A 21,433-nucleotide genomic window follows, 5' to 3' on the forward strand; every position below is an offset into this window, starting at 1 on the left:
TGTACTTCCAGCTTTTCCACCTAGCCTTTCAACTCCCCCTTCAGGGGGCTGGGGGGCTAATGCCTGGTGTCGTTACCATGATAAATGCTCAGGTAACTTTCATACCTTGAAATGGCTATTTCGTCATTATTTACGGCCTCAATTACAGCGCATCCAGGTTCATTTACATGGCGGCAATTGTTAAAACGACATTGATGCGAGGTTTTAAAAATTTCCCTGAAAAAATGCCCCAGTTCTTCTTTTTCAATATCAATTACCCCCAACTCACGAATACCAGGTGTATCGACAATGAAGCCGCCCTGAGGCAGTTCAAACATTTCTGCAAATGTGGTAGTATGCTGTCCCTTATCGCTCCAGTCAGAAACTTCCCCCGTACGTAAATCGCGGTCAGGCAAAAGGGCATTAATTAAACTTGACTTTCCTACACCTGAATGACCAGAAATTAAAGTGATTTTATCGGTTATTAATTCCTGAATAATAGGAATATTGATGCCCTTCAAAGCAGAAACTTCATAGGTCGCATAACCAATATTTTCATAAATATCTTTAAACTCCTGAAGAATTTCCAAGCCCTCTTTACTAAACAAATCCAGTTTATTAAATACGAGAACCGCCGGCACATCATAAGCTTCGGCCGTAACCAGGAAGCGATCAATAAAACCCAAAGAGGTTCTTGGCGAGGCAAGGGTAACCACTAAAATGGCCATATCCAGGTTGGCAGCCAAAATCTGCGCTTGCTTACTCAGGTTAATGGATTTGCGGATGATATAATTTTTCCGGGGCAACAGTTCATCGATGATTCCCTGGTTGCTGTCACGTTCCAAATCAAACTTCACACGGTCTCCAACAGCAATTGGGTTAGTGGTTTTGATGCCTTTCATCCTGAATTTCCCAACAATCCGGCAGTCGTAACGTTCGCCATTATCACCTAACACGCTGTACCAGCTCCCTGTAGATTTTATAACTAATCCTTGCATACTTTGCACAAAGGTAAGCATAAGGGATGGGAAAATGGATAATGGAAGCTCATGCATTTTCTAAAAATTAGAAGCTTAAAGTTATTCAACAAACAATACCTTAGCTTAAAATTTAAATGATGGAAAAATTCAAGATAATCGGGATATCGGTTCAAACAACCAATCAAAACAATCAGGCCGCTACAGATTTAGGACAGCTTTGGGGCAGGTTCTATCAGGAGGAAATCAGCAAACAAATCCCCAATAGAGAGAGTGATGATGTTTATGCCATTTATACTGATTATGAAAGTGATTATACCGGAAGCTACACCACCATTATTGGCCACCGTGTTACTTCTCTGGATGAGATCCCGGATGGTTTAACAGGACGGGAAATAAAAAACGAAAAGCTGCTCAGGTATATCGCCAAAGGGGAAATGCCGAATGCTGTTGTCGAAACCTGGAAAGAAATCTGGGCCAATGATATTGCCTTATACCGCACCTATCATGCTGATTTTGAAGTTTATGGTGAAAAATCTCAGCGAGGCGAAGATTCAGAAGTGGAGATTTATATTGGCGTGAGGTAATTATAGTTTTTCAAGATATGGTTTCAGTCTTTTAAATTCCTTTTTTTTAAATTTATCCCTTATGATGATGGTAATAACACCGTGGGCACTCCTGGTTCCATAAATAGCAGCGGCAGCCGCATCTTTTGTTACATTTACGGACTCAATTGTATTTGGATTGATCGCTTTTGTATATTCATTTTTTATAATAAAAGTTTTATTTTTAAATACCATAATCCAAAGCGGTGCCGGACTCGTTGGAGATGTTTCTCCACATTTTAATTTTATTTCAATATTATTTTGTGAATAGGCAGTAGCACTAAAGACAATCATCATTAAAGCAGCAAAAAAGAATTTCATGGAATTTATTTTAATAATGATGCCAAATCAATCAGGATTCCATAGGAATTTATGATATTAAATTTTAAATTCATCATTTAAAACCCACCCGGTTTTCAGTTCAAAAAATATCTTTATCTCATCTACTTAAACGTTTTATTAAAAATTCAGAAATAAAATTGAAAAAACATTTGCATTTTAAAAAAATATTCTTCTACTTTACGGTGTACAAAGTACACGAAGAAGGCATGAATTTTACAACATCAATTATGACAACGATTATTATTACCACCGGGATAAACCAGCGGGGCTAATTTGTTGTCAATTGAATTAACATAAAAACACAGAAAGCGTCCCGACACAAATCGGGGCGCTTTTTTTTTACCCAAACCACTGAAACTGTACTGAACCAACATAATTAACAAGCAAAGTGGCAGTTTCGCTAAAAACCAGAACTAATGAAAGTACTCAAATTCGGCGGCACATCCGTAGGTTCGGCCGAGAACATTAAAACGCTACTTAATATCGTAGCCAAAGAAAAATTACAAAGCAATCCGGTAGTTGTATTATCGGCCATGAGTGGTGTAACCAACCTGCTTACCGATATGGCAGAACGGGCTGAACGCGGAGAAGATTATGATGCCTCTTTAAAAGAAATAGAAGCGAAACATTTTGCAGTGATTCGTTCGCTTTTACCCGCAGCGGCGCAAAACCCGGTGTTCACCCGTCTGAAAATTTTCTTTAATGAGCTGGAAGATTTATTGCAGGCCGTAACCAACCTTCGCGAATTAAGTGCGCAAACGAAAGATCAGATTTTAAGTTACGGGGAACGTTGCTCTTCTTTTATGATCGCACATATTGCCGCCCAGACCTTAAGCCATGCACTTTATGTAAATGGAGCTGAATTAATTAAAACCGACAACAACTTCGGACAGGCAAAGGTAGATACCGAATTAACTGAAATATTAATTAATGATTTTTACCAGGCCAATAAAGACCAGGTGCTTTTTGTTACCGGTTTCATCGCCAGTAATACAGCCGGAAGGGTAACTACCTTGGGTCGTGGCGGTTCTGATTATACTGCTGCAGTATGGGGTTCAGCCTTAAATGCTGAAGAAATCGAAATCTGGACGGATGTTAATGGCATGATGACCGCTGACCCACGGATTGTTAAAAAGGCATTTTCTCTACCAGAACTAAGTTATACAGAAGCGATGGAGTTAAGCTATTTTGGGGCAAAGGTGATTTATCCGCCAACGATGATTCCGGCTTTCATGAAGAAAATCCCCATTGTAATTAAAAACACCTTTGAACCAGACTTCGCCGGAACCTATATTAAAAGTGATGTAAAAACATCCAGCCTGCCTATCAAAGGGATTTCATCTATTGATCACATCAGCATCATCAACCTCACCGGTAGTGGCATGGTGGGCAAAGCCGGGTTCAGCGGAAGGTTATTTTCGCTTCTCTCCCGTGAGCAGATTAATGTCGTGCTCATTACCCAATCATCGTCAGAACACAGCATTACTTTTGCCGTGAAACCCACAGATGCCGGTCAGGCCATTGCCTTAATCAAAAAAGAATTCGAACTGGAGCTGGATGCCAATAAACTGGCTTTACCCGAAGTGGAAAACAACCTGGCCGTTTTGGCCATTGTGGGCGAAAACATGAAACGCACGCCGGGCATGAGTGGCCGTTTGTTTGGCGCACTTGGCCGCAACGGAATCAATGTTAGGGCCATAGCACAAGGCTCTTCAGAATATAATATCTCTGTAATCATCAGCAAAAATGATTTATCAAAAGCTGTAAACGCTGTTCACGATGCCTTCTTTACTGATTTAAAGAGAACCCTAAATATCTTCTGTCTGGGAACAGGAAACATCGGCAAAACCTTATTTAACCAGCTGAAAGAACAAATGCCATTCCTTGCTGAAAATAATGATTTGCAGGTAAAAGTAACCGGCATCTGCAATACCCGCAAAATGGTTTTCAATGCAGATGGCTTATCACTGGAGAATTGGGAAAACGATTTGAATGAAAATGGTGAGCAGGCTGATTTGGCAGGGTTTGTAGCAAAAATGAAAGCCATGAATTTACCAAACTGCGTTTTTGTCGACAATACCGCCGCTGAAAAACCTATCGAATTCTATCAGGGTGTTTTTGAAAGCAGTATTTCTGTAGTTACCTGCAACAAAAAAGGCAATTCGGCAGATTACGCACAATACAAATCATTTAAAGATACTGCCCGTAAGTTTGGCGTAGATTTTTATTATGAAACCAATGTAGGTGCAGGTCTTCCAATCATCCGTACCCTAAAAGAATTGATGATGAGTGGAGATAAAGTGGCGCGTATTGAAGCCATTTTATCCGGAACTATCTCTTACATTTTCAATAACTTTAAAGGTGAAGCGGGATTTTACGAAACCGTAAAAGAAGCACAGGAGTTGGGCTATACCGAGCCTGATCCACGGGATGATTTGAATGGAAAAGATTTCATGCGTAAAATGTTAATCCTAGCCCGTGATGCGGGTTATCCATTGGAAGCTGCTGATGTAAAAATTGATAACATTCTGCCCGAAGTCTGTTTAAATGCCACTTCCGTTGAAGATTTCTATGCTGAATTGCAAAAGAATTCGGTTTATTTTGAGGACTTGAAAAACCAGGCGGCCAATGATGGGAAAGTGCTGCGCTACATCGGAAAACTGGAAGATGGCCATGTAGAAATCAGTCTGCAAATGGTAAATGACAGTCACCCTTTCTATATGCTTTCAGGAAGTGACAATATCATCTCATTCACCACTGACCGATACAAATCCCGTCCATTAGTAGTGAAAGGCCCTGGAGCTGGTGCAGAAGTTACTGCCGCAGGAGTTTTTGCCGACATCATTAATGTAGGTACTTTAAACAACTAGTACCATGAATCCGGTTTTAGCAGATAAGAATGAAATCATAAACTTGGTTGATCAGGCAATAATTGATGTTAACAGCATGACGGAAAAATCATGGAACAATAAACCTCAACCCTCAAAATGGTCTAAGAAAGAATTACGGGGTCATTTGATCGATAGTGCATCGAATAATATCCAGGATGAATGGGTGCTTTATCAAAATTATCAGATCTGCCGGGTAATTAAAAACATTCCGGAAGAAAAGCTCCAGAATAACGGTGACACCGGAAAAGGAAAAAGAGAGCTGCATACACTTTCTTATTTTATTGAAGATGATGTTGTGCATTTAAAATATCATATAAACCAAATAACCGCTTAACAATAGCTAAGCCAATTAATAATGAAAAATAGTATAAAAGTTTTCGCTCCCGCTACAGTAGCCAACGTAGTTTGCGGTTTTGATGTATTGGGTTTTGCGGTAAATCAGCCGGGCGATGAAGTGGAAATGCGTTTAACCGATACCCTAGGCGTAATCATCAAAAACATTACCGGCGATGGTGGCCGTTTGCCCCTTGATGCTGCAAAAAATACGGTAAGTGCCAGCGTGCAACATTACCTGCAACATGTAAATCGTTTGGATATTGGCGTTGAAATTGAACTGCATAAAAAAATGCCTATTGGCAGTGGATTAGGTTCCAGTTCGGCCAGTACGGTTGCCGGCTTATTTGCAATAAATAAGTTAATGGGCGATTTATTAACCCCTAAAGAACTGGTCCCTTTTGCGATGAAAGGTGAAGAACTGGCCTGCGGTTATGGGCATGCTGATAATGTAGCACCGGCCATTTTAGGTGGTTTTGTGCTAATAAGAAGTTACGAACCACTTGATGTAATTTCATTACCAACCCCTGCCGGAATGTATGCCGCAATTGTTTATCCGGAGGTGGATGTACCCACTAAAGATGCCCGCCAAATGATTCGCAGCAAGGTTTTGCTTAAAGATGCGGTTACCCAGTGGGGAAATGTTGCCGGTTTGGTTAGCGGATTATTTATGAATGATTTTGATTTAATCGGCCGCAGCATGAAAGATGTGCTGGTAGAACCTACGAGATCCATTCTAATCCCGGGTTTCGAAGAAATGAGGGCTATTGCGATGGAAAACGGCGCCATCGGGTTCGGTATCTCAGGTTCCGGCCCTTCCGTTTTTGCGCTGACAAAAGATGAAGAAACGGCAAAGAAAATCACTAAAGCACAGCAACAACACCTGCATAAAATTAACATAAACAGCAAAGCCTACGTTTCTTCCGTGAATGCCGAAGGACCAAAAGTAATGTAAATAATGCTGGAAGGCAGAAGGCGTAAAGGCTGCGGGTTAAACGCCCAAAACCTTCCAACCTCCCAACCTTCCAACTTTCCAACCTTTTACAAATGAAACTATATTCAACCAATAATAAAGACTTAAGCGTTTCTTTTAAAGAAGCTGTTTTTAACAGCATGCCTCAGGATAAAGGCTTGTATATGCCGGTAGAAATTCCGGAACTGGACGCTGATTTCATCCAGAACATTGAAAAGTATTCTCTACCAGAAATTGCTTATAAAGTAGCTTCAATACTTCTTAAAGATGAAATTCCGGCAGATGATTTAAAGACTTTGATTGAAGATGCTATTAACTTTGAGGCGCCTGCTGTAAAACTAGATGATCAAACATTTGTACTGGAACTTTTCCACGGACCCTCGCTGGCATTTAAAGATTTTGGTGCCCGTTTCATGAGTCGGGTGATGGCTTATTTTCTTAAAGACGGAGAGCAGTTACTGGATGTTCTGGTAGCCACTTCCGGCGATACGGGAGGTGCTGTTGCCCTCGGATTTTTAGGCGTACCCAACACCAGGGTAACCATTCTTTATCCGGAGGGAAAGGTAAGCCCGATCCAGGAATTACAACTGACGACCAATGGCCGGAACATCAGGGCAATTGAAATCAAGGGAACATTTGATGATTGTCAGGCTTTGGTTAAACAGGCTTTTGCCGATGAAGAATTAAATGCCAGATTCAGGTTAACATCAGCCAATTCCATCAATATTTCAAGATTGATTCCTCAAACCTTTTATTATTTCAATACTTATGCACAATTGAAAAGAGCAGGTTTACAGGATGTTATTTTCTCGGTCCCAAGTGGAAATTTCGGCAACATTGGTGCGGGCTTACTTGCGTATAAAATGGGTTTACCAGTTAGACAATTTATCGCTGCAACAAATATCAATGATACGGTGCCCCGTTTCCTGGAAAGTGGCCTTTACGAAACAAAACCATCCACACAAACCTATTCTAATGCCATGGATGTAGGTGCACCAAGTAACTGGGTGCGCATCATGGATTTATTTGACCATGACATTGACACTTTGAAAAAGGTAGTGACTGCTTACCGTTTTAATGATGAGGAAACCCTTGCAGGGATTAAAGACATTGATAAAAAATTTAATTATGTGGCTTGTCCGCATACCGCAATCGCTTACTTAGCCATTGAACGGTACAGAGCAGAAAACCCGGCAAACGATAACGCTGCTGTATTTTTATCAACGGCGCATGCCTGCAAATTTCCCGATATTTTTCCAGCGGATATGGCAGCCAAAATTGAAATCCCTGAACAGGTAACAGCCTTAACCAGCAGACCAAAACAGGCCGATCAGTTAGGGGCGGATTTTGAAGGATTTAAACATTATTTATTAAATGCATCAGAAATGCCTGATTAAAAATTCAAAAACATTAACCCGAATAAAAGGGCTGAATCAATATTCAGCCCTTTCCGGTATCATTTGGCACTATGTGATTTCAAAGACTGAATCTCACGCTTTAATGCTTCAATCTGCTCCTGCTGTTCTTTGATGCTACCAACCAGTAGGGGGATTAAACTTTCATAATCAACCTTCGTAAGCGTAGCCGACCGATAAGCGTTTTTACCTGTTGCATAATCTTTAGCCTGTACCTTTACGATTTCGGGTACAGCCGATTTAGCTTCCGTTCCGATAAAACCATATTGTTGTTTAGGAGAAATTTTTAATTTTTCTGCCCATGCTTTATCATAATTAAAACTAACTGGTTGTAATTTAGAAACCGTTTCCAATGAATTGGTAACTGGTTTCACATTGTTTTGTGCTACTTCCTGTGCACTAATCTGTAGAGATGCGGCAACTAAAAATGCCGCAAATGTAAATGAAATTGCTCGTTTCATATGATTTATAAATTTAGATTAAAAGATAAACTGCCGCAATAGCCGAATAGCCATGCGAATTAAAAACAGGGATAAAAAATGATTACCCCAATGGTGGAGGTGTTATTACCTCAGGGAAATAGGTTTTTTTAAACGTATGATCCGGAATGATCAACTTTTTCTCAGTGATAAAGCATGTACACACATCCGTAACAGAAAAGAAATGATTGGTGAAATATTCAGTTTCCACTTTCTTTTCCTCTTTTTCAGTCGCATCATCATTGGTAGATGTATATTCCAGTTCAGTTGGCGAATATTTAATATACGACATGGCATTACTCACCTTTATAAAAAAAGTGACCGTAATACAAATGATCAATATATACTTCAAACCAGTGAATTTCATTGTTACAAATATAGGTTGTACAAACTCTCTAACAATCTAATTGCGTTAAAGTTCTGTCAGAATTCTTTTCATTTCATCGGTAGCAATTTGAATATCAACTGCCGAAGTCCGCCAATTTACAAAGGCTGCACGAATACCCTTCACACTATTATACGTGGTTGAGGTCATGAATACTTTACCGGTAGTATTTAACCGATGAAGAAATTCATCTAAGTGATTTTTATCTTTTAACGAAAAGCAAACGGTATTCAATCGCACAGGTGCAAGCATTTCGAATGCCTCATTACTTTCTATAAACTCAGCAAACAGTAAAGCATGACCCACATTGTTTTCTACAATTTCCTGATAGCCCGACTTGCCATAACTCATTAAACTAAACCAGGCGGGTAATGCTTTTAAGCGTCGGGAGTTTTCCGGCAGGAAATTGAGGTAATTAAAGTTCTCTAGCGGATTACCCAGATACGCTGCATTTGCATTTTGGAAAGTTTCCATCTGTAGCCGCTTATGCTTCTCCTTTAAAAAGAATACTGCACTTTCGTAAGGTACATTTAGCCATTTATGACAGTCGATAGTGATGCTGTCTGCCTGCTCCCAACCCGCTACCAGGTGTTGATATTTTGGTGAACAAGCTGCAAAACCACCAAAGGCTGCATCGATATGCCACCAGAAATTATATTTTTTATGCAACTTTTGAATGGTTATGAAATCATCGAAGTCGACGGTATTGACAGTCCCTGCACTGGAAATCAAGATAAAAGGTTCACCATTTAGTGCCACAATTTTATCTTCCAGATCGGCTACATCCAATGCTTCCCGGTTACCGGGCAACACTTTAATTTTAACGACATTATTGCTTCCTATTCCAAGTATAGAAAGCGATTTCATTGCTGATGAATGCGGCGTAGCTGATAAAACTTTGATCAAACCACTCACGCCATCTTTTGCAAAATCTTTTCCGGCTTGCTTGCCAATCCATTGTCTGGCACTCCCTAAACACGTGAAGTTTGACATGGTGGCGCCGGTAACAAAACCGCCAAAAAAATCATCAGGCAAATTAAAAAGAGACAATAAAAGCCTGATGGTTTCGAATTCTATTACTGCAGAAATATCGCCATTCCCTTTTGCCGATTGTGTATTTTGGTCATAAACGGAAGCCAACCAGTCGCCGGCAATGGCAGCAGGAGTAGTTCCACCAGTTACAAAGCCCCAAAACCTGGGTCCTGATGACGCCACCATTGCAGGTTCAAATCTATCATTAAAAAATTGGAGCGCACCCAAAGTGCCCAAACCGTCTTCATGTAAACCCACTTCCTGATCAGGATTTACTTTGCCAGTTGTCAGTCTGTTATGCAGATGATTTAAATAGTCTGAACTTTGCTGCTGTACCTGAGTAAGAATTTCATCAAGTTGAGCTAAGTCTTTATGTAAGTGGTTCATTTGTAATTCTTATGGGTAATCAAAAACAGTTTAATTCAAGCATTTTAGAAAATTGCTTTCGCTATTTGCTTCGTTTGTTCTGGTCTGCCCATGGTATAAAAGTGCAGTACGGGCACACCAAAATCCATCAACTCCTTGCATTGCTTAATCATTGCAGCTGTACCGATTTCTTTTGCTTCAGCATTGCTTTTAGCATGGGATAAAGCATCAGTTAATTCATCCGGCAGGTCTATATGGAAAATTTTAGGCAACACATTTAATTGCGTGAGGGTGCTGATTGGTTTCAAACCTGGAATAATCGGCACATTGATATCATTCTCTCTGCATTTCTTTACGAAGTCGAAATATTTCTGATTATCAAAAAACATTTGTGTTACAATGAACTCTGCACCCATATCTACCTTTTTTTTCAGATACTTAAAGTCGGCATTTAAATTGGGTGCTTCAAAGTGTTTTTCAGGGTAACCGGCAACACCAATGCAAAAATCACTTTTGAAGGTATCAATATCTTCATGCAAAAATTTACCTTCATTGTGGTTTTTGATATGTTGGATGAGGTCTGTCGCATAACAATGTCCGCCTTTTGTAGGAATGAAAGAATGATCGGCAGCACGGGCATCACCACGCAGGGCCAATACATTGTCTATTCCCAAAAACTGTAAATCGATCAATGCATTTTCGGTTTCTTCCTTGGTAAACCCTCCACAAATTAAGTGGGGTACTGCATCAATTTTGTATTTATGAATAATTGCGGCACAAATAGCAATCGTACCCGGCCGCTTGCGGTAAGATACCTTTTGCAGCAAGCCGTTATCCTGTTCTTTATAAATATAATCTTCACGCAGGGAAGTTACATCAATAAAGGGCGGATTAAATTCCAGTAAAGGATCAATGGCATCGTAAATCCACTGGATACTCTGGCCTTTAATTGGCGGCAATAGTTCAAAAGAGAATAAGGTTTTACCCTTGGCGTTTTTTATATGGTTGGTTATTTTCATTGGGTTAAAGGTTGCAGGTTAAAAGTCTGGGGAGGGCTAATTGAACAATTGTTTGATAATAGTTTATAAATCCGTTTAATAGTTTTTCGCGTCGTTTCCAGTTTAATGAGTATAGCCTTTAAATCCGGTTCAGTGATAAAATTCAAATCATAAAAAATACAATTGTGTTTCGACTTTGTAAACAGAACCTCTAGCTTCTGATTGAGCTCATTTGGCCAAATCTTTCTTTGTTAGGAAAATCCGAAGATGCCAAATAAATTTCCTTTGATAAGATTCTTGCCTGTTTCCAAACATCTAAATCAGTATAATTTTCTTTTCCATATGAACCTTTGCTATAGCCTATCGCATTCTATACATCCAAAGCGGTAACCTTCAACTCATAACCCAAAACCTTAATAAGCCAAATTCGGACTCAGCCATCTTTCTACTTCTTCTATTGACATATTTTTACGCAGGGCATAATCTTCAATCTGGTCTTTGGTAATTTTTCCCAATCCGAAATACCTGGATTCAGGATGTGCGAAATAAAACCCACTCACTGCCGCCGTTGGGTACATGGCATAACTTTCTGTTAAACGAAGTCCGATCTGGTTTTCAGCATCTAACAATTCAAATAAAGTACCTTTCTCCGTGTGTTCCGGACAGGCCGGATAACCAGGTGCGGGACGAATTCCGGCATATTCCTCTTTAATTAATTCAGCGTTTGAAAGATCCTCATCTTTGGCATAACCCCAATATTCTTTACGCACCCGCTCATGCATGCGTTCGGCAAAAGCTTCCGCCAAACGATCAGCCAGGGCCTTTGCCATAATGCTGTTGTAATCATCATGGTTTGATTCAAATTCTTCAACCAAGGCATCAATTCCAATACCCGTAGTTACTGCAAAGCCACCAAAATAATCCTGAATACCACTTTCTTTCGGGGCAATAAAATCTGATAAGGCATAATAAGGTTGTCCGTCAACTTTTTCTGCCTGCTGGCGAAGGGTGTGTATGGTTACCAGTCTGGAGTCTTGAGTCGCTAGTCCTGAGTCGCCGTTATGAATTCCGACTTCCGACTCCGGACTCCGGACTTCCAGTTCAATATCGTCTCCAACCGCATTTGCTGGCCAAAAACCAATCACCCCTCTGGCGGTCAGTAATTTTTCATCCAGAATCCGCTTCAATAACTTTTGTGCATCATCAAAAAGTTTTTTGGCTTCGTCACCTACGTTTTTATCATCAAAGATTTTAGGATAGCTTCCGCGTAGTTCCCATGTGTGGAAAAACGGTGTCCAATCAATGTAAGGAACGAGTTCTTCTAATGGATAATGATCAAATACCCGGATTCCGGTAAATTCCGGTACAGGAAGATCTGGTTTAAAATCGATCTTAAATTTATTTTCCCGTGCCTGTTCAAGCGTTTTAAAGCGCTTATCAGAACGCTTGTTTAAATGCGCTTCGCGGGCTTTATCATATTCAGCCCTGATGCCTGCTACATAATCATCCTTTGTTTCCGGATTCATTAAGGTACTGCAAACTGTTACACTTCTGGAAGCATCAAGCACATGAATGGCTGGCCCTGAATAATTTGGAGCCACCTTAACAGCAGCATGAATTCTGGATGTAGTTGCACCACCAATAATCAATGGAATGGTAAAGCCTTCACGTTCCATCTCCTTGGCAAAGTGAACCATTTCGTCTAAAGATGGCGTAATCAATCCGCTTAGTCCAATAATATCTGCATTGATTTCTTTGGCTTTTTTGATGATTTCCTGTGCCGGAACCATCACGCCCATATCTACAATTTCAAAGTTATTACAGGCTAAAACTACGCCTACGATATTTTTACCAATATCATGCACATCACCTTTTACGGTAGCCATCAGCACTTTTCCGGCTGATGAACTTTGATTCTGATCCGGATTATCCAGTTTTTCCTGCTCAATGAACGGCAATAAATACGCCACAGCCTTTTTCATTACACGAGCAGATTTTACCACCTGGGGCAAAAACATTTTCCCGGCACCGAATAAATCACCAACAATATTCATCCCATCCATCAGCGGCCCTTCAATCACCTGAATCGGACGGGCATATTTCTGTCGTGCTTCTTCTACATCATCATCCAGGTATTCTACAATTCCTTTAACTAAAGAATGTGATAATCTTTCTTCCACTGAGCCCTTTCTCCATTCCTCATCCTTAACCACTTCCTTACCTTTTGATTTTACGGTATCGGCATATTCTACCAAACGTTCGGTGGCATCATCTCTCCGGTTGAGCAATACATCCTCTACACGTTCCAGAAGTTCAGGTGGAATTTCCTGGTAAACTTCGAGCATCCCTGCATTTACAATCCCCATATCCAGGCCTGCCTGAATGGCGTGATAGAGAAAAGCCGAGTGCATGGCTTCCCTAACAGTATTGTTTCCCCTGAATGAGAATGAAATATTAGAAACCCCGCCGCTCACTTTAGCATGCGGGAGATTTTCTTTGATCCAACGGGTGGCATTGATAAAATCAACAGCATAGTTATTGTGCTCTTCCAGTCCGGTGGCAACAGTTAAAATGTTTGGGTCGAAGATGATATCTTCCGCAGGAAATCCAATTTCATGCACCAAAATATCATAACTTCTTTTACAAATCTCTTTTCTGCGCTCGTAGTTATCGGCCTGGCCTTGTTCATCGAAAGCCATCACCACTACAGCAGCACCGTATTGCATAATTTTACGGGCACTTTCGCGGAATTTATCCTCGCCTTCTTTTAAAGAGATTGAATTCACAATTCCTTTTCCCTGCAGGCATTTCAAACCATTTTCAATCACCGACCATTTAGAGGAATCGACCATGATGGGCAACTTTGCAATGTCGGGTTCGGAGGCGATCAGGTTTAAAAATTTGGTCATGGCTGCTTCCGAATCCAGCATTCCCTCGTCCATGTTCACATCAATCACCTGTGCACCACCTTCAACCTGTTGCAAGGCCACGGCGAGCGCAGCTTCGTAATCACCCCCTAAAATCAGCTTCGAAAATTTAGGCGAACCGGTAATATTGGTTCTTTCCCCAACGTTTACGAAAATACTTTCAGGCGTAATGGTTACGGGCTCCAGGCCACTTAACCGCATAAACGGCTGAATTTCCGGAATTTTTCTTGGTGATGCTTTTCTGGCATTCGCCGCGATACAGCCGATATGTTCGGGCGTGGTACCACAGCAACCTCCTACGATATTAACAAAGCCAGAAGCGATAAAGTCATCTACTAAGTGTGCTGTCTCATGCGGTTGCTCATCATAAGCACCAAATTCATTGGGCAAACCTGCATTTGGATAGGCAGAAACGTAACATCCCGCTTTTGCGGCTAACTCTTCAATATGCGGACGCATTTCTTTCGCGCCCAATGCACAGTTGAAACCTATACTTAAAGGTTTTGCGTGCATCACTGAGTTTAAAAAAGCCTCGGCAGTTTGTCCGGATAGGGTCCGACCAGAAGCATCGGTAATCGTACCGGAAATCATAATCTCCAATTTACGGCCAATAACTTCTTCATATTTTTTGATGGCCACAATAGCCACTTTGGCATTCAGCGTATCGAAAATGGTTTCAATCAGCAATACATCTGAGCCCCCATCTACCAAACCGCGCACCTGCTCGTAATAAGCGGTCTCCAATTCATCAAAGTAAACCGCCCGGTAACCCGGATCATTTACATTGGGCGACATGGAAAGCGTTCTATTGGTTGGGCCAATGGCACCGGCAACGAAACACTTACGATCTGGATTAGCAGCCATAAACTCATCTGCCGCTTCCTTTGCCACTCTAGCACCTTCATAACTTAATTCATACGACAAATCTTCCATCTGGTAATCCGCCATGGAGATTCTTTGCGTACTAAAGGTATTGGTTTCGATAATATCTGCGCCAGCGGCTAAATATTCGAGATGTATGGCTTTGATAATATCCGGACGGGTGATGTTCAGCAAATCATTATTGCCTTTCACATCGCAAGGATGATCCTTAAACCGTTCCCCTCTAAAATCTTCTTCGGTAAGCGTATAACGTTGAATCATCGTGCCCATCGCACCATCGATGACTAAAATACGTTTTTCTAATTCTTCTCTTATGCTCATTCTGTTATTAGATGTGAGAGACGAGAGGAGTGATCTGAGAAATTAAGACATTTATAATTGGCCTCAAATCTCAAATCTAATTTCTCAAATCTCAAAAAAGCTTATTCAAAAAGTTGGCACATGGATCGTACTTCCTTAACTTATCTTTCTCCCGGTTAACCGAGATTAGAATGTAGCACCTTGTTGGCACAGGTTGCTAAGACTTCGTTGGGTCTAATCCCTCCGTCTTTCTTAATAAGCATACAAAAATGCAACAAAGCAACATCATTTCCAAAATTTATCGCTTCGCTGCCAAATAAAATTACAAAGGCCATGCAAATATGCACGGCCTTTAAAATATTGTTTTGTCATTAACCTGAAACCAGATAAATCCAGCGGTCAGAATTTAGTGAATTATCTTCTGCTACCGAAGAGACGTAGTAAAGAAACAAATAAGTTAATGAATGTGATATAAAGTGACAACGCACCCATTATTGCTAATTTTTTGCTGTCGGCCAATGCAATTTCATTTCCGCTTTCATCCAAACCTTCACCAATTCTTTTAATTTCCTGAACCTTATAAGCGGTAAGCGCAGTAAAAATAGCCACACCAACAAAGCCTAAAATGTAGTTCAGCGTTTCGCTGCCGATAAAGAAGTTGATCAGACTTACGATAACCAAACCGATTACGCCAGCCATTAGTATTGGTCCGAATTTACTTAAATCAACATCTGTAGTGTATCCCATGATAGCCATTACAGCAAAAATAACGGCTGCTGCAACGAAGCAAATGGCAATAGATGTTGTTGTGTAAATTAAAAGAATAAAGCCCAACATCACACCTGTTAGTAAAGAATACAACAGAAAAATACCCACTAATGCAGGGAAGGATAATCTTTGCATAGCAGCACCCATCAACATCACTAAACCCAGTGGCGCAAAGATGGCAATGTATCCAAATATGGTAAATCCTTTTTCAGCTACTAAATAGGATAAAATTCCTGGCGAATTTGCCAATACAAATGCAGAAGCGCTTGATATTAACAAAGCAACGAACATCCATAAGAATACGCTGGCAAAGAATTTTTTAGACACTGTGTTTTCCTGCACGAACACGCTATTGCCCTGATATTGATAATTTTGTTGTTCCATTTTTATTTGTGTATTTAAATAATTATAAAAATAATACTTTAATTCAGTCTTTTTGTCAGCAATTCTTCAACTTTTTTGAAGAACTGTAACGGTTTTAATGTACGCCAGGGCAGGTGATCGAAAGCACCTCCAAAATTAATGTAATAATCAATGTTGTTATCTTTAAACTCCCTGATAACATGTTCCTGGAAATTTACCCCAACAATCCAGCCATCTTCCACTTCCTGAAACCATTCTTCATAATAACTATCGTCTGATGAATGAAAGTTCAATACATTTTCTCCGATTAATACAAACTTATTAATGCCTTCATCCATCATGAGTTCCAAAATATCGCGTTTCAGCAACATGATGTCGTTGTTGATGGCATCATTCCATTCGCCGATAAACTCAATAATCGCGTAACCTCTATCATAATCCGCATACAATACTTTCATGTACAAGGTATTGGAACCAAACTCATCCCATTGCGGGTGCAACAGAAAATTATAGATCTGCTTATCAAAGTACAGTTCAGAGTATTCGGTATTGTAGAATGGCGATCGCTCATCCTCTGCCGAGATATAATCATCTCTCCACTGGTAATACGGCTCTATCTCGTGCATGTTTTTTTTAATTATTGAATGAGTGAATTTTGAATGAGAGAATGCTAAAATTACTTCCAAATTCAATCATTTCATCCTTCTCTCATTCTAACATTTCTCAGTGTCCTGCTTCTACTGCTTTACGCACACTTCCATGTTTACTCAGCAAATCTGCAGCTATTTCATAGCTCACATTTAATTCATCAGCTACCATTTGCGTTCCGCGATCAACCAGTTTATGATTAGTTAACTGCATATCTACCATTTTGTTTCCAACCACACGCCCCAATTGCACCATTACGGTGGTACTCAGCATATTTAAAACCAATTTTTGTGCTGTGCCCGATTTCATTCGCGTAGAACCGGTAATAAATTCAGGTCCAACGACCACTTCTACCGGAAAATCAGACGCTGCAGCAATGGGTCCATCAGTATTGCAGACAATGCAACCTGTTAAAACTCCATGCTGGCGTGCGGTATTTAAACCTCCAACCACATATGGTGTGGTGCCGGATGCAGCTAAACCTACCAGGCAATCCTTTTCATTAATATGAAATGCCTGTAAATCTTTCCAGGCCTGCAGGCTGTCATCTTCAGCAAATTCTACAGCCTTTCTGATGGCAGAATCCCCGCCGGCAATAATACCAACTACAGTATCGAAAGGAACACCATAAGTTGGTGGACATTCGGACGCATCTACCACACCTAAGCGGCCGCTGGTACCTGCCCCTATATAAAAAAGCCGACCGCCCTTTTTCATTCTCTCGGCAACGGCCGAAGTTAATTTCTCAATCTGAGGCAAAGATTTTTCAACAGCAAAGGCTACGGTTTTGTCTTCATTGTTAATCCCCTGCAAAACTTCCATTACCGACATTTCATCAATGTGGTTATAATTTGATTCTTGCTCGGTAACTCTATTCATAAATTTATTTTTGATAAAATTCGGTAAATTCTTTCTAAAATCTACCCTAAAAATTTAAAAATATAGATTGCCACTTGATAGAGCAGATGTTATACTGTTAATTTATGTGAAATATTATAAACAAAAGACAAGAAATTGCAGTTAAAAATATATCAACCCGCTTATTTTCATAAATTTGCCTAACGCCAATGAAAAAGAATACCCGAAAAAACATACTGATTGCCATCAGCTATTCTGTGATTTTGATAGCAGGAATGTATTTGGGTATTAAGTTTATTAAAGATCAGGGATTTGGCGTTACCAGAAGACCTCAACTGGCCAGCAATAGTGATGAAAAACTGGAAGAAATTCTGCATATCATCAATAAAAATTATGTAGATGATATCAATACAGATTCGCTGCAAAACTTACCTATTGATAGTGTACTCCACCAGCTGGATCCACACAGTGTATATTTGCCTCCTACCGATGCGCAAGACATGACCAATAACCTGGAAGGGAATTTTGAGGGCGTTGGCATTGAATACTATATGCTGAACGACACCATGATGGTAACAGGCGTGGTGAAGGATGGACCGGCATATCAGGCGGGCATTAAGCTGGGTGATAAAATCCTGGTGATCGATACCACTATGGTTAGTGGCAGAAATTTACCAAAAGAACAATTAACAGGAAGATTCAGGGGAAAGGCTGGTAGCGGCGTGGGCGTTACCTTATTGCGCAGCGGCACACAGGTACAAAGCCGGCTGATGGTTACCCGGGGTAAAGTGAATATCAGCAGCATTGACGCTGCCTACATGATGAACCCGGAAACCGGGTACGTGAGGATTAGTAAATTCGGTGCCAATACAGACGGTGATTTCGCAGCCGCGGCCGCAAACCTAAAGGCAAAAGGAATGAAAAAGCTGATCCTTGATTTACGCGATAATGGCGGCGGTTACTTTTCTGCAGCTACAGGCCTGGCCGATCAGTTTCTGCCCGAAAATAAATTAATTGTATACACCCAGGGTAAGCATGAACCCCGCACAGATTATTATTCGACCGGGACAGGAGCCTTTCAAAATGGGAAGCTTGCCATCCTAATCAATGAAAACACCGCATCAGCAAGTGAAATCGTTGCAGGTGCCATTCAGGATCTGGGCCGTGGAATAATTGTAGGTCGGCGGTCTTTCGGAAAAGGACTCGTTCAGGAACAGTTTGCTTTTGGAGATGGCTCTGCCTTAAATTTAACCATTGCCCGCTATTATACGCCATCTGGGCGAAGCATTCAGAAATCATATAAAAAAGGATATGATGCGTACAAACATGAGCTTGATGAAAGGATGCTTGACGGGGAGTTAACCGGTGATCACACCTCCTTTCAGGATTCGATAGAAAAAAGTGAGGGTGTTAATATGCAGCAACATAAAAGGGCTAAAACTGTTGGCGGGATTCAGCCAGACATTTTTGTAAAACTGGATACTACCGGATATAACAAGTTTTACGCTAACCTGGTGAGCAAAAAAGTGCTGTCTGATTATGTTTTTAATGTATTGACCAACCGCTATAGTGCTGCTTTTGTAGAACAAAATATTAATAATTTTGCCCTGAGTGATAATGAGTTTAAAGATTTTATAGGCTACTTGCAAAGAAAAAATGTAACTATAGACCGCTTTCAGCTTTATGCTGCAAAATCAATTATCCTGAACGATTTAAAAGCCCTGCTCTGCCGTTACTATCTGGGAGACGTGGGCTACTACCGATCTGTTAATCAAACGGATAATGCGGTAAGACAGGCTTTAACCAATCTTCAGTAAATCACAGACAGGTTTCAAAAGCAGACCAATTTTATGATTCAAAGATTAGCTGGATATTGATCTTATACTTCGATTTCGAACAAACTCAAACTTATGCCTTCATAATGCCTGGGTAAACCATCCGTTTTTGCCATCGTCACTATACCAACATCATCAAAACCACAACTGGTATAGTAATTCAATAGTTTTTTATTATCTGCCCAGGTATCCATGCGGATATATTTAATCTGGTGTGCTGTGGCATATTGTTTGGCCCAGCTAATGATTTTTTTCACAAAGGATTGCCCCCGGAAATCGGGATGACTTACAATCCTGTGGATATAGATGGCTTCATGATCCCGGTCACCCCAAATCAGCTGATCATTAAACGTAACTGCAAAAACACAAGCCACTACACCATCCACCAGTATTTTATACTGTCGGTTTTCAGCAATTTCCGTTTCCACCAGTTCTGCACTGAATCCCTGCCAATGTTTATGAAATACCTTTTTCTGATGGGCAACAGCGATATCATAAAATTTAAATATCGTGTCAAAATCTGATAAAAGGCTGTTTTTGACTTCGATTTGCATGGCAGCGAAGATATGGAATTCAGACTTAATTGTTTAAACCTGATTGACGTGGAAATACTTTTTGCTATTCATCCTCATCATTTTCAGGGCCGACATTCGCAAAAAGATTGAAACAAAAAGCAGGGCTGCAACTCCATATGGAATGCTGTCCCTGCTTTTCTATTATTTTTAAAATATACTTTCAGCTTTCAAACAGCTTATTTCTGCCTGAAGAAGATCTGAATTGGTGCACCGGAGAAATTAAAATTCTCTCTTAATTTATTCTCAATGAAACGTTTGTACGGATCTTTAATATATTGAGGCAGGTTACAGAAAAACGCAAACATAGGAGATGTGCCATTGATCTGTGTGATGTATTTAATTTTGATGTGTTTCCCTTTTAATGCTGGTGGCGGGAATTTTTCAATCAATGGTAACATCACATCATTTAATTTTGATGTCGGAATTTTTTTACCCCTGTTTTTAGCCACTTCCAAAGCAGCTTCAATGGCTTTAAAGATTCTTTGCTTATTCAATACCGATGTAAACACGATCGGCACATCAGTAAATGGACGGATACGCTCATGAATCTGCTCTTCAAAAGCTTTCATCGTCTGCGTATTTTTTTCAATCAGATCCCATTTGTTTACCAGGATTACGATACCTTTTTTATTTTTTTCGGCCAGGTGGAAAATATTGATATCCTGGCTTTCAATTCCTTCCTGGGCATCGATCATTAACACTACCACATCGGCTTCTTCCAAAGCTTTGATGGTACGCATGACCGAATAAAATTCCAGATTTTCTTTAACCTTGGTTTTTTTACGTAAACCAGCTGTATCGATCAACATAAATTCATGGCCAAACTGGTTATAATGAATTTTGATGGAATCGCGGGTGGTGCCTGCATTCGCTGTTACAATATTTCTTTCTTTACCAATCAGCGCATTAACCAAAGATGATTTACCTACATTCGGTCTGCCTGCAATGGTAATTTTTGGCAATTGATTTTCTTCTTCCGGAATATCTTCAAAATGTTTAACCACATCATCCAATAACTCTCCTGTTCCGGAACCGGTCATGGAAGAAAGGGGATAAATCTCGCCCAATCCGAATCCATAAAAAGTACTGATTTCACTATATAAGGCCGTATTATCCACCTTATTGGCACAAACAAATACGGGTTTATTACTGCGGCGAAGTACTTGTGCAATATCATCATCCAGATCAGTAATGCCAGTGGTAACGTCTACCATAAAAACCAGCACGCTGGCCTCTTCAATGGCAATCATTACCTGCTCACGGATTGCTGCTTCATAAACATCTTCGGAGTTGGCCACATAACCACCGGTATCAATTACGGTAAATTGTCTGTTGGTCCACTCCCCTACGCCATAATGCCTGTCGCGGGTTACACCGCTCACATCATCAACGATGGCTTTACGACTTTCGGTTAATCTGTTAAAAAGGGTACTTTTGCCTACGTTTGGCCTGCCTACGATGGCGATAATATTACTCATGGGTGTTCTATTGATAGTTAATGG

The 21,433-nt window shown here is 40.4% G+C and carries 19 protein-coding genes and 1 riboswitch; of the genes, 6 read left to right on the forward strand and 13 right to left on the reverse strand.

Features of this window, described 5'->3' with window-relative positions; genetic code table 11:
- Nucleotides 1–56 precede the first annotated feature (56 nt).
- Nucleotides 57–977: a ribosome small subunit-dependent GTPase A gene (rsgA, locus tag OQ267_RS19775; protein WP_088299924.1), complete on the reverse strand. Its 921-nt coding sequence runs from the start codon at nucleotides 975–977 to the stop codon at nucleotides 57–59.
- 116 nt (nucleotides 978–1,093) lie between these two features.
- On the opposite strand from rsgA, the gene OQ267_RS19780 reads away from it, so the two are divergent.
- Nucleotides 1,094–1,543, forward strand: a complete 450-nt coding sequence (locus OQ267_RS19780) for a GyrI-like domain-containing protein (RefSeq protein ID WP_265837685.1) — start codon at nucleotides 1,094–1,096, stop codon at nucleotides 1,541–1,543.
- Here OQ267_RS19780 and OQ267_RS19785 read toward each other — a convergent pair whose 3' ends face one another.
- Complete coding sequence (locus OQ267_RS19785; RefSeq protein ID WP_265837686.1) at nucleotides 1,544–1,882, reverse strand: TonB-dependent receptor plug domain-containing protein; 339 nt, start codon at nucleotides 1,880–1,882, stop codon at nucleotides 1,544–1,546.
- A gap of 437 nt (nucleotides 1,883–2,319) precedes the next feature.
- Here OQ267_RS19785 and thrA point away from each other — a divergent pair, with 437 nt between their 5' ends.
- The 4 genes from thrA to thrC all read left to right on the forward strand — a co-directional run bounded on the left by thrA (nucleotide 2,320) and on the right by thrC (nucleotide 7,497).
- Nucleotides 2,320–4,773, forward strand: a complete 2,454-nt coding sequence (gene thrA / locus OQ267_RS19790; protein WP_265837687.1) for a bifunctional aspartate kinase/homoserine dehydrogenase I — start codon at nucleotides 2,320–2,322, stop codon at nucleotides 4,771–4,773.
- A gap of 4 nt (nucleotides 4,774–4,777) precedes the next feature.
- Nucleotides 4,778–5,128 (forward strand): hypothetical protein, encoded by a 351-nt coding sequence (locus OQ267_RS19795; protein ID WP_265837688.1) that lies wholly within the window; start codon nucleotides 4,778–4,780, stop codon nucleotides 5,126–5,128.
- Between the two features lie 21 nt (nucleotides 5,129–5,149).
- Nucleotides 5,150–6,082, forward strand: a complete 933-nt coding sequence (locus OQ267_RS19800; protein WP_265837690.1) for a homoserine kinase — start codon at nucleotides 5,150–5,152, stop codon at nucleotides 6,080–6,082.
- A 92-nt stretch (nucleotides 6,083–6,174) separates the two neighbouring features.
- Entirely contained in the window at nucleotides 6,175–7,497 is a 1,323-nt protein-coding gene (gene thrC / locus OQ267_RS19805; protein WP_265837691.1) for a threonine synthase, read from the forward strand.
- Nucleotides 7,498–7,556: 59 nt separating this feature from the next.
- Here thrC and OQ267_RS19810 read toward each other — a convergent pair whose 3' ends face one another.
- From OQ267_RS19810 to murQ, 9 genes are all read right to left on the reverse strand, one after another.
- Nucleotides 7,557–7,976 (reverse strand): tail fiber domain-containing protein, encoded by a 420-nt coding sequence (locus tag OQ267_RS19810; protein WP_265837692.1) that lies wholly within the window; start codon nucleotides 7,974–7,976, stop codon nucleotides 7,557–7,559.
- A gap of 82 nt (nucleotides 7,977–8,058) precedes the next feature.
- Entirely contained in the window at nucleotides 8,059–8,286 is a 228-nt protein-coding gene (locus OQ267_RS19815) for a hypothetical protein (RefSeq protein ID WP_265837694.1), read from the reverse strand.
- Between the two features lie 120 nt (nucleotides 8,287–8,406).
- Nucleotides 8,407–9,798 carry a pyridoxal phosphate-dependent decarboxylase family protein gene (locus OQ267_RS19820; RefSeq protein WP_265837696.1) on the reverse strand — a complete coding sequence of 464 codons (1,392 nt, stop codon included), beginning with the start codon at nucleotides 9,796–9,798 and terminating at the stop codon, nucleotides 8,407–8,409.
- Nucleotides 9,799–9,842: 44 nt separating this feature from the next.
- Entirely contained in the window at nucleotides 9,843–10,796 is a 954-nt protein-coding gene (locus OQ267_RS19825; protein WP_265837697.1) for a methylenetetrahydrofolate reductase, read from the reverse strand.
- A gap of 190 nt (nucleotides 10,797–10,986) precedes the next feature.
- On the reverse strand, nucleotides 10,987–11,139 hold the full coding sequence (locus OQ267_RS22595) for a four helix bundle protein (RefSeq protein WP_416348673.1): 153 nt from the start codon (nucleotides 11,137–11,139) through the stop codon (nucleotides 10,987–10,989).
- A gap of 49 nt (nucleotides 11,140–11,188) precedes the next feature.
- Nucleotides 11,189–14,905, reverse strand: coding sequence for a methionine synthase (gene metH / locus OQ267_RS19830; protein WP_265837698.1), 3,717 nt, complete (start codon nucleotides 14,903–14,905; stop codon nucleotides 11,189–11,191).
- Nucleotides 14,906–15,042: 137 nt separating this feature from the next.
- A riboswitch (SAM riboswitch) is annotated at nucleotides 15,043–15,146 on the reverse strand.
- Between the two features lie 152 nt (nucleotides 15,147–15,298).
- Entirely contained in the window at nucleotides 15,299–16,036 is a 738-nt protein-coding gene (locus tag OQ267_RS19835; RefSeq protein ID WP_265819964.1) for a Bax inhibitor-1 family protein, read from the reverse strand.
- A 38-nt stretch (nucleotides 16,037–16,074) separates the two neighbouring features.
- Complete coding sequence (locus OQ267_RS19840) at nucleotides 16,075–16,641, reverse strand: hypothetical protein (protein ID WP_265819963.1); 567 nt, start codon at nucleotides 16,639–16,641, stop codon at nucleotides 16,075–16,077.
- 97 nt (nucleotides 16,642–16,738) lie between these two features.
- Complete coding sequence (gene murQ, locus OQ267_RS19845) at nucleotides 16,739–17,542, reverse strand: N-acetylmuramic acid 6-phosphate etherase (RefSeq protein ID WP_088299519.1); 804 nt, start codon at nucleotides 17,540–17,542, stop codon at nucleotides 16,739–16,741.
- Between the two features lie 188 nt (nucleotides 17,543–17,730).
- Here murQ and OQ267_RS19850 point away from each other — a divergent pair, with 188 nt between their 5' ends.
- Nucleotides 17,731–19,338 (forward strand): S41 family peptidase, encoded by a 1,608-nt coding sequence (locus OQ267_RS19850; RefSeq protein ID WP_088299520.1) that lies wholly within the window; start codon nucleotides 17,731–17,733, stop codon nucleotides 19,336–19,338.
- A 62-nt stretch (nucleotides 19,339–19,400) separates the two neighbouring features.
- Here OQ267_RS19850 and OQ267_RS19855 read toward each other — a convergent pair whose 3' ends face one another.
- Together OQ267_RS19855 and der are read right to left on the reverse strand one after the other, a co-directional pair.
- Complete coding sequence (locus tag OQ267_RS19855) at nucleotides 19,401–19,910, reverse strand: GNAT family N-acetyltransferase (RefSeq protein WP_265837701.1); 510 nt, start codon at nucleotides 19,908–19,910, stop codon at nucleotides 19,401–19,403.
- 197 nt (nucleotides 19,911–20,107) lie between these two features.
- Nucleotides 20,108–21,409, reverse strand: coding sequence for a ribosome biogenesis GTPase Der (der, locus tag OQ267_RS19860; RefSeq protein WP_088299521.1), 1,302 nt, complete (start codon nucleotides 21,407–21,409; stop codon nucleotides 20,108–20,110).
- Nucleotides 21,410–21,433: the final 24 nt, after the last annotated feature.

Origin of the sequence: Pedobacter sp. MR22-3 (assembly GCF_026240075.1) — a bacterium.
Lineage (GTDB): Bacteria > Bacteroidota > Bacteroidia > Sphingobacteriales > Sphingobacteriaceae > Pedobacter.

Bases quoted from the DNA above. Each gene is read 5' to 3' on its own strand.
- OQ267_RS19785 (WP_265837686.1), bottom strand. From the start codon at position 1,882: ATGAAATTCTTTTTTGCTGCTTTAATGATGATTGTCTTTAGTGCTACT.
- thrA (WP_265837687.1), top strand. From the start codon at position 2,320: ATGAAAGTACTCAAATTCGGCGGCACATCCGTAGGTTCGGCCGAGAAC.
- der (WP_088299521.1), bottom strand. From the start codon at position 21,409: ATGAGTAATATTATCGCCATCGTAGGCAGGCCAAACGTAGGCAAAAGT.
- OQ267_RS19855 (WP_265837701.1), bottom strand. From the start codon at position 19,910: ATGCAAATCGAAGTCAAAAACAGCCTTTTATCAGATTTTGACACGATA.
- OQ267_RS19815 (WP_265837694.1), bottom strand. From the start codon at position 8,286: ATGTCGTATATTAAATATTCGCCAACTGAACTGGAATATACATCTACC.
- OQ267_RS19850 (WP_088299520.1), top strand. From the start codon at position 17,731: ATGAAAAAGAATACCCGAAAAAACATACTGATTGCCATCAGCTATTCT.
- murQ (WP_088299519.1), bottom strand. From the start codon at position 17,542: ATGAATAGAGTTACCGAGCAAGAATCAAATTATAACCACATTGATGAA.
- OQ267_RS19835 (WP_265819964.1), bottom strand. From the start codon at position 16,036: ATGGAACAACAAAATTATCAATATCAGGGCAATAGCGTGTTCGTGCAG.
- metH (WP_265837698.1), bottom strand. From the start codon at position 14,905: ATGAGCATAAGAGAAGAATTAGAAAAACGTATTTTAGTCATCGATGGT.
- OQ267_RS19780 (WP_265837685.1), top strand. From the start codon at position 1,094: ATGATGGAAAAATTCAAGATAATCGGGATATCGGTTCAAACAACCAAT.
- OQ267_RS19810 (WP_265837692.1), bottom strand. From the start codon at position 7,976: ATGAAACGAGCAATTTCATTTACATTTGCGGCATTTTTAGTTGCCGCA.
- rsgA (WP_088299924.1), bottom strand. From the start codon at position 977: ATGCAAGGATTAGTTATAAAATCTACAGGGAGCTGGTACAGCGTGTTA.
- OQ267_RS19840 (WP_265819963.1), bottom strand. From the start codon at position 16,641: ATGCACGAGATAGAGCCGTATTACCAGTGGAGAGATGATTATATCTCG.
- OQ267_RS19795 (WP_265837688.1), top strand. From the start codon at position 4,778: ATGAATCCGGTTTTAGCAGATAAGAATGAAATCATAAACTTGGTTGAT.
- OQ267_RS19820 (WP_265837696.1), bottom strand. From the start codon at position 9,798: ATGAACCACTTACATAAAGACTTAGCTCAACTTGATGAAATTCTTACT.
- OQ267_RS19825 (WP_265837697.1), bottom strand. From the start codon at position 10,796: ATGAAAATAACCAACCATATAAAAAACGCCAAGGGTAAAACCTTATTC.
- thrC (WP_265837691.1), top strand. From the start codon at position 6,175: ATGAAACTATATTCAACCAATAATAAAGACTTAAGCGTTTCTTTTAAA.
- OQ267_RS19800 (WP_265837690.1), top strand. From the start codon at position 5,150: ATGAAAAATAGTATAAAAGTTTTCGCTCCCGCTACAGTAGCCAACGTA.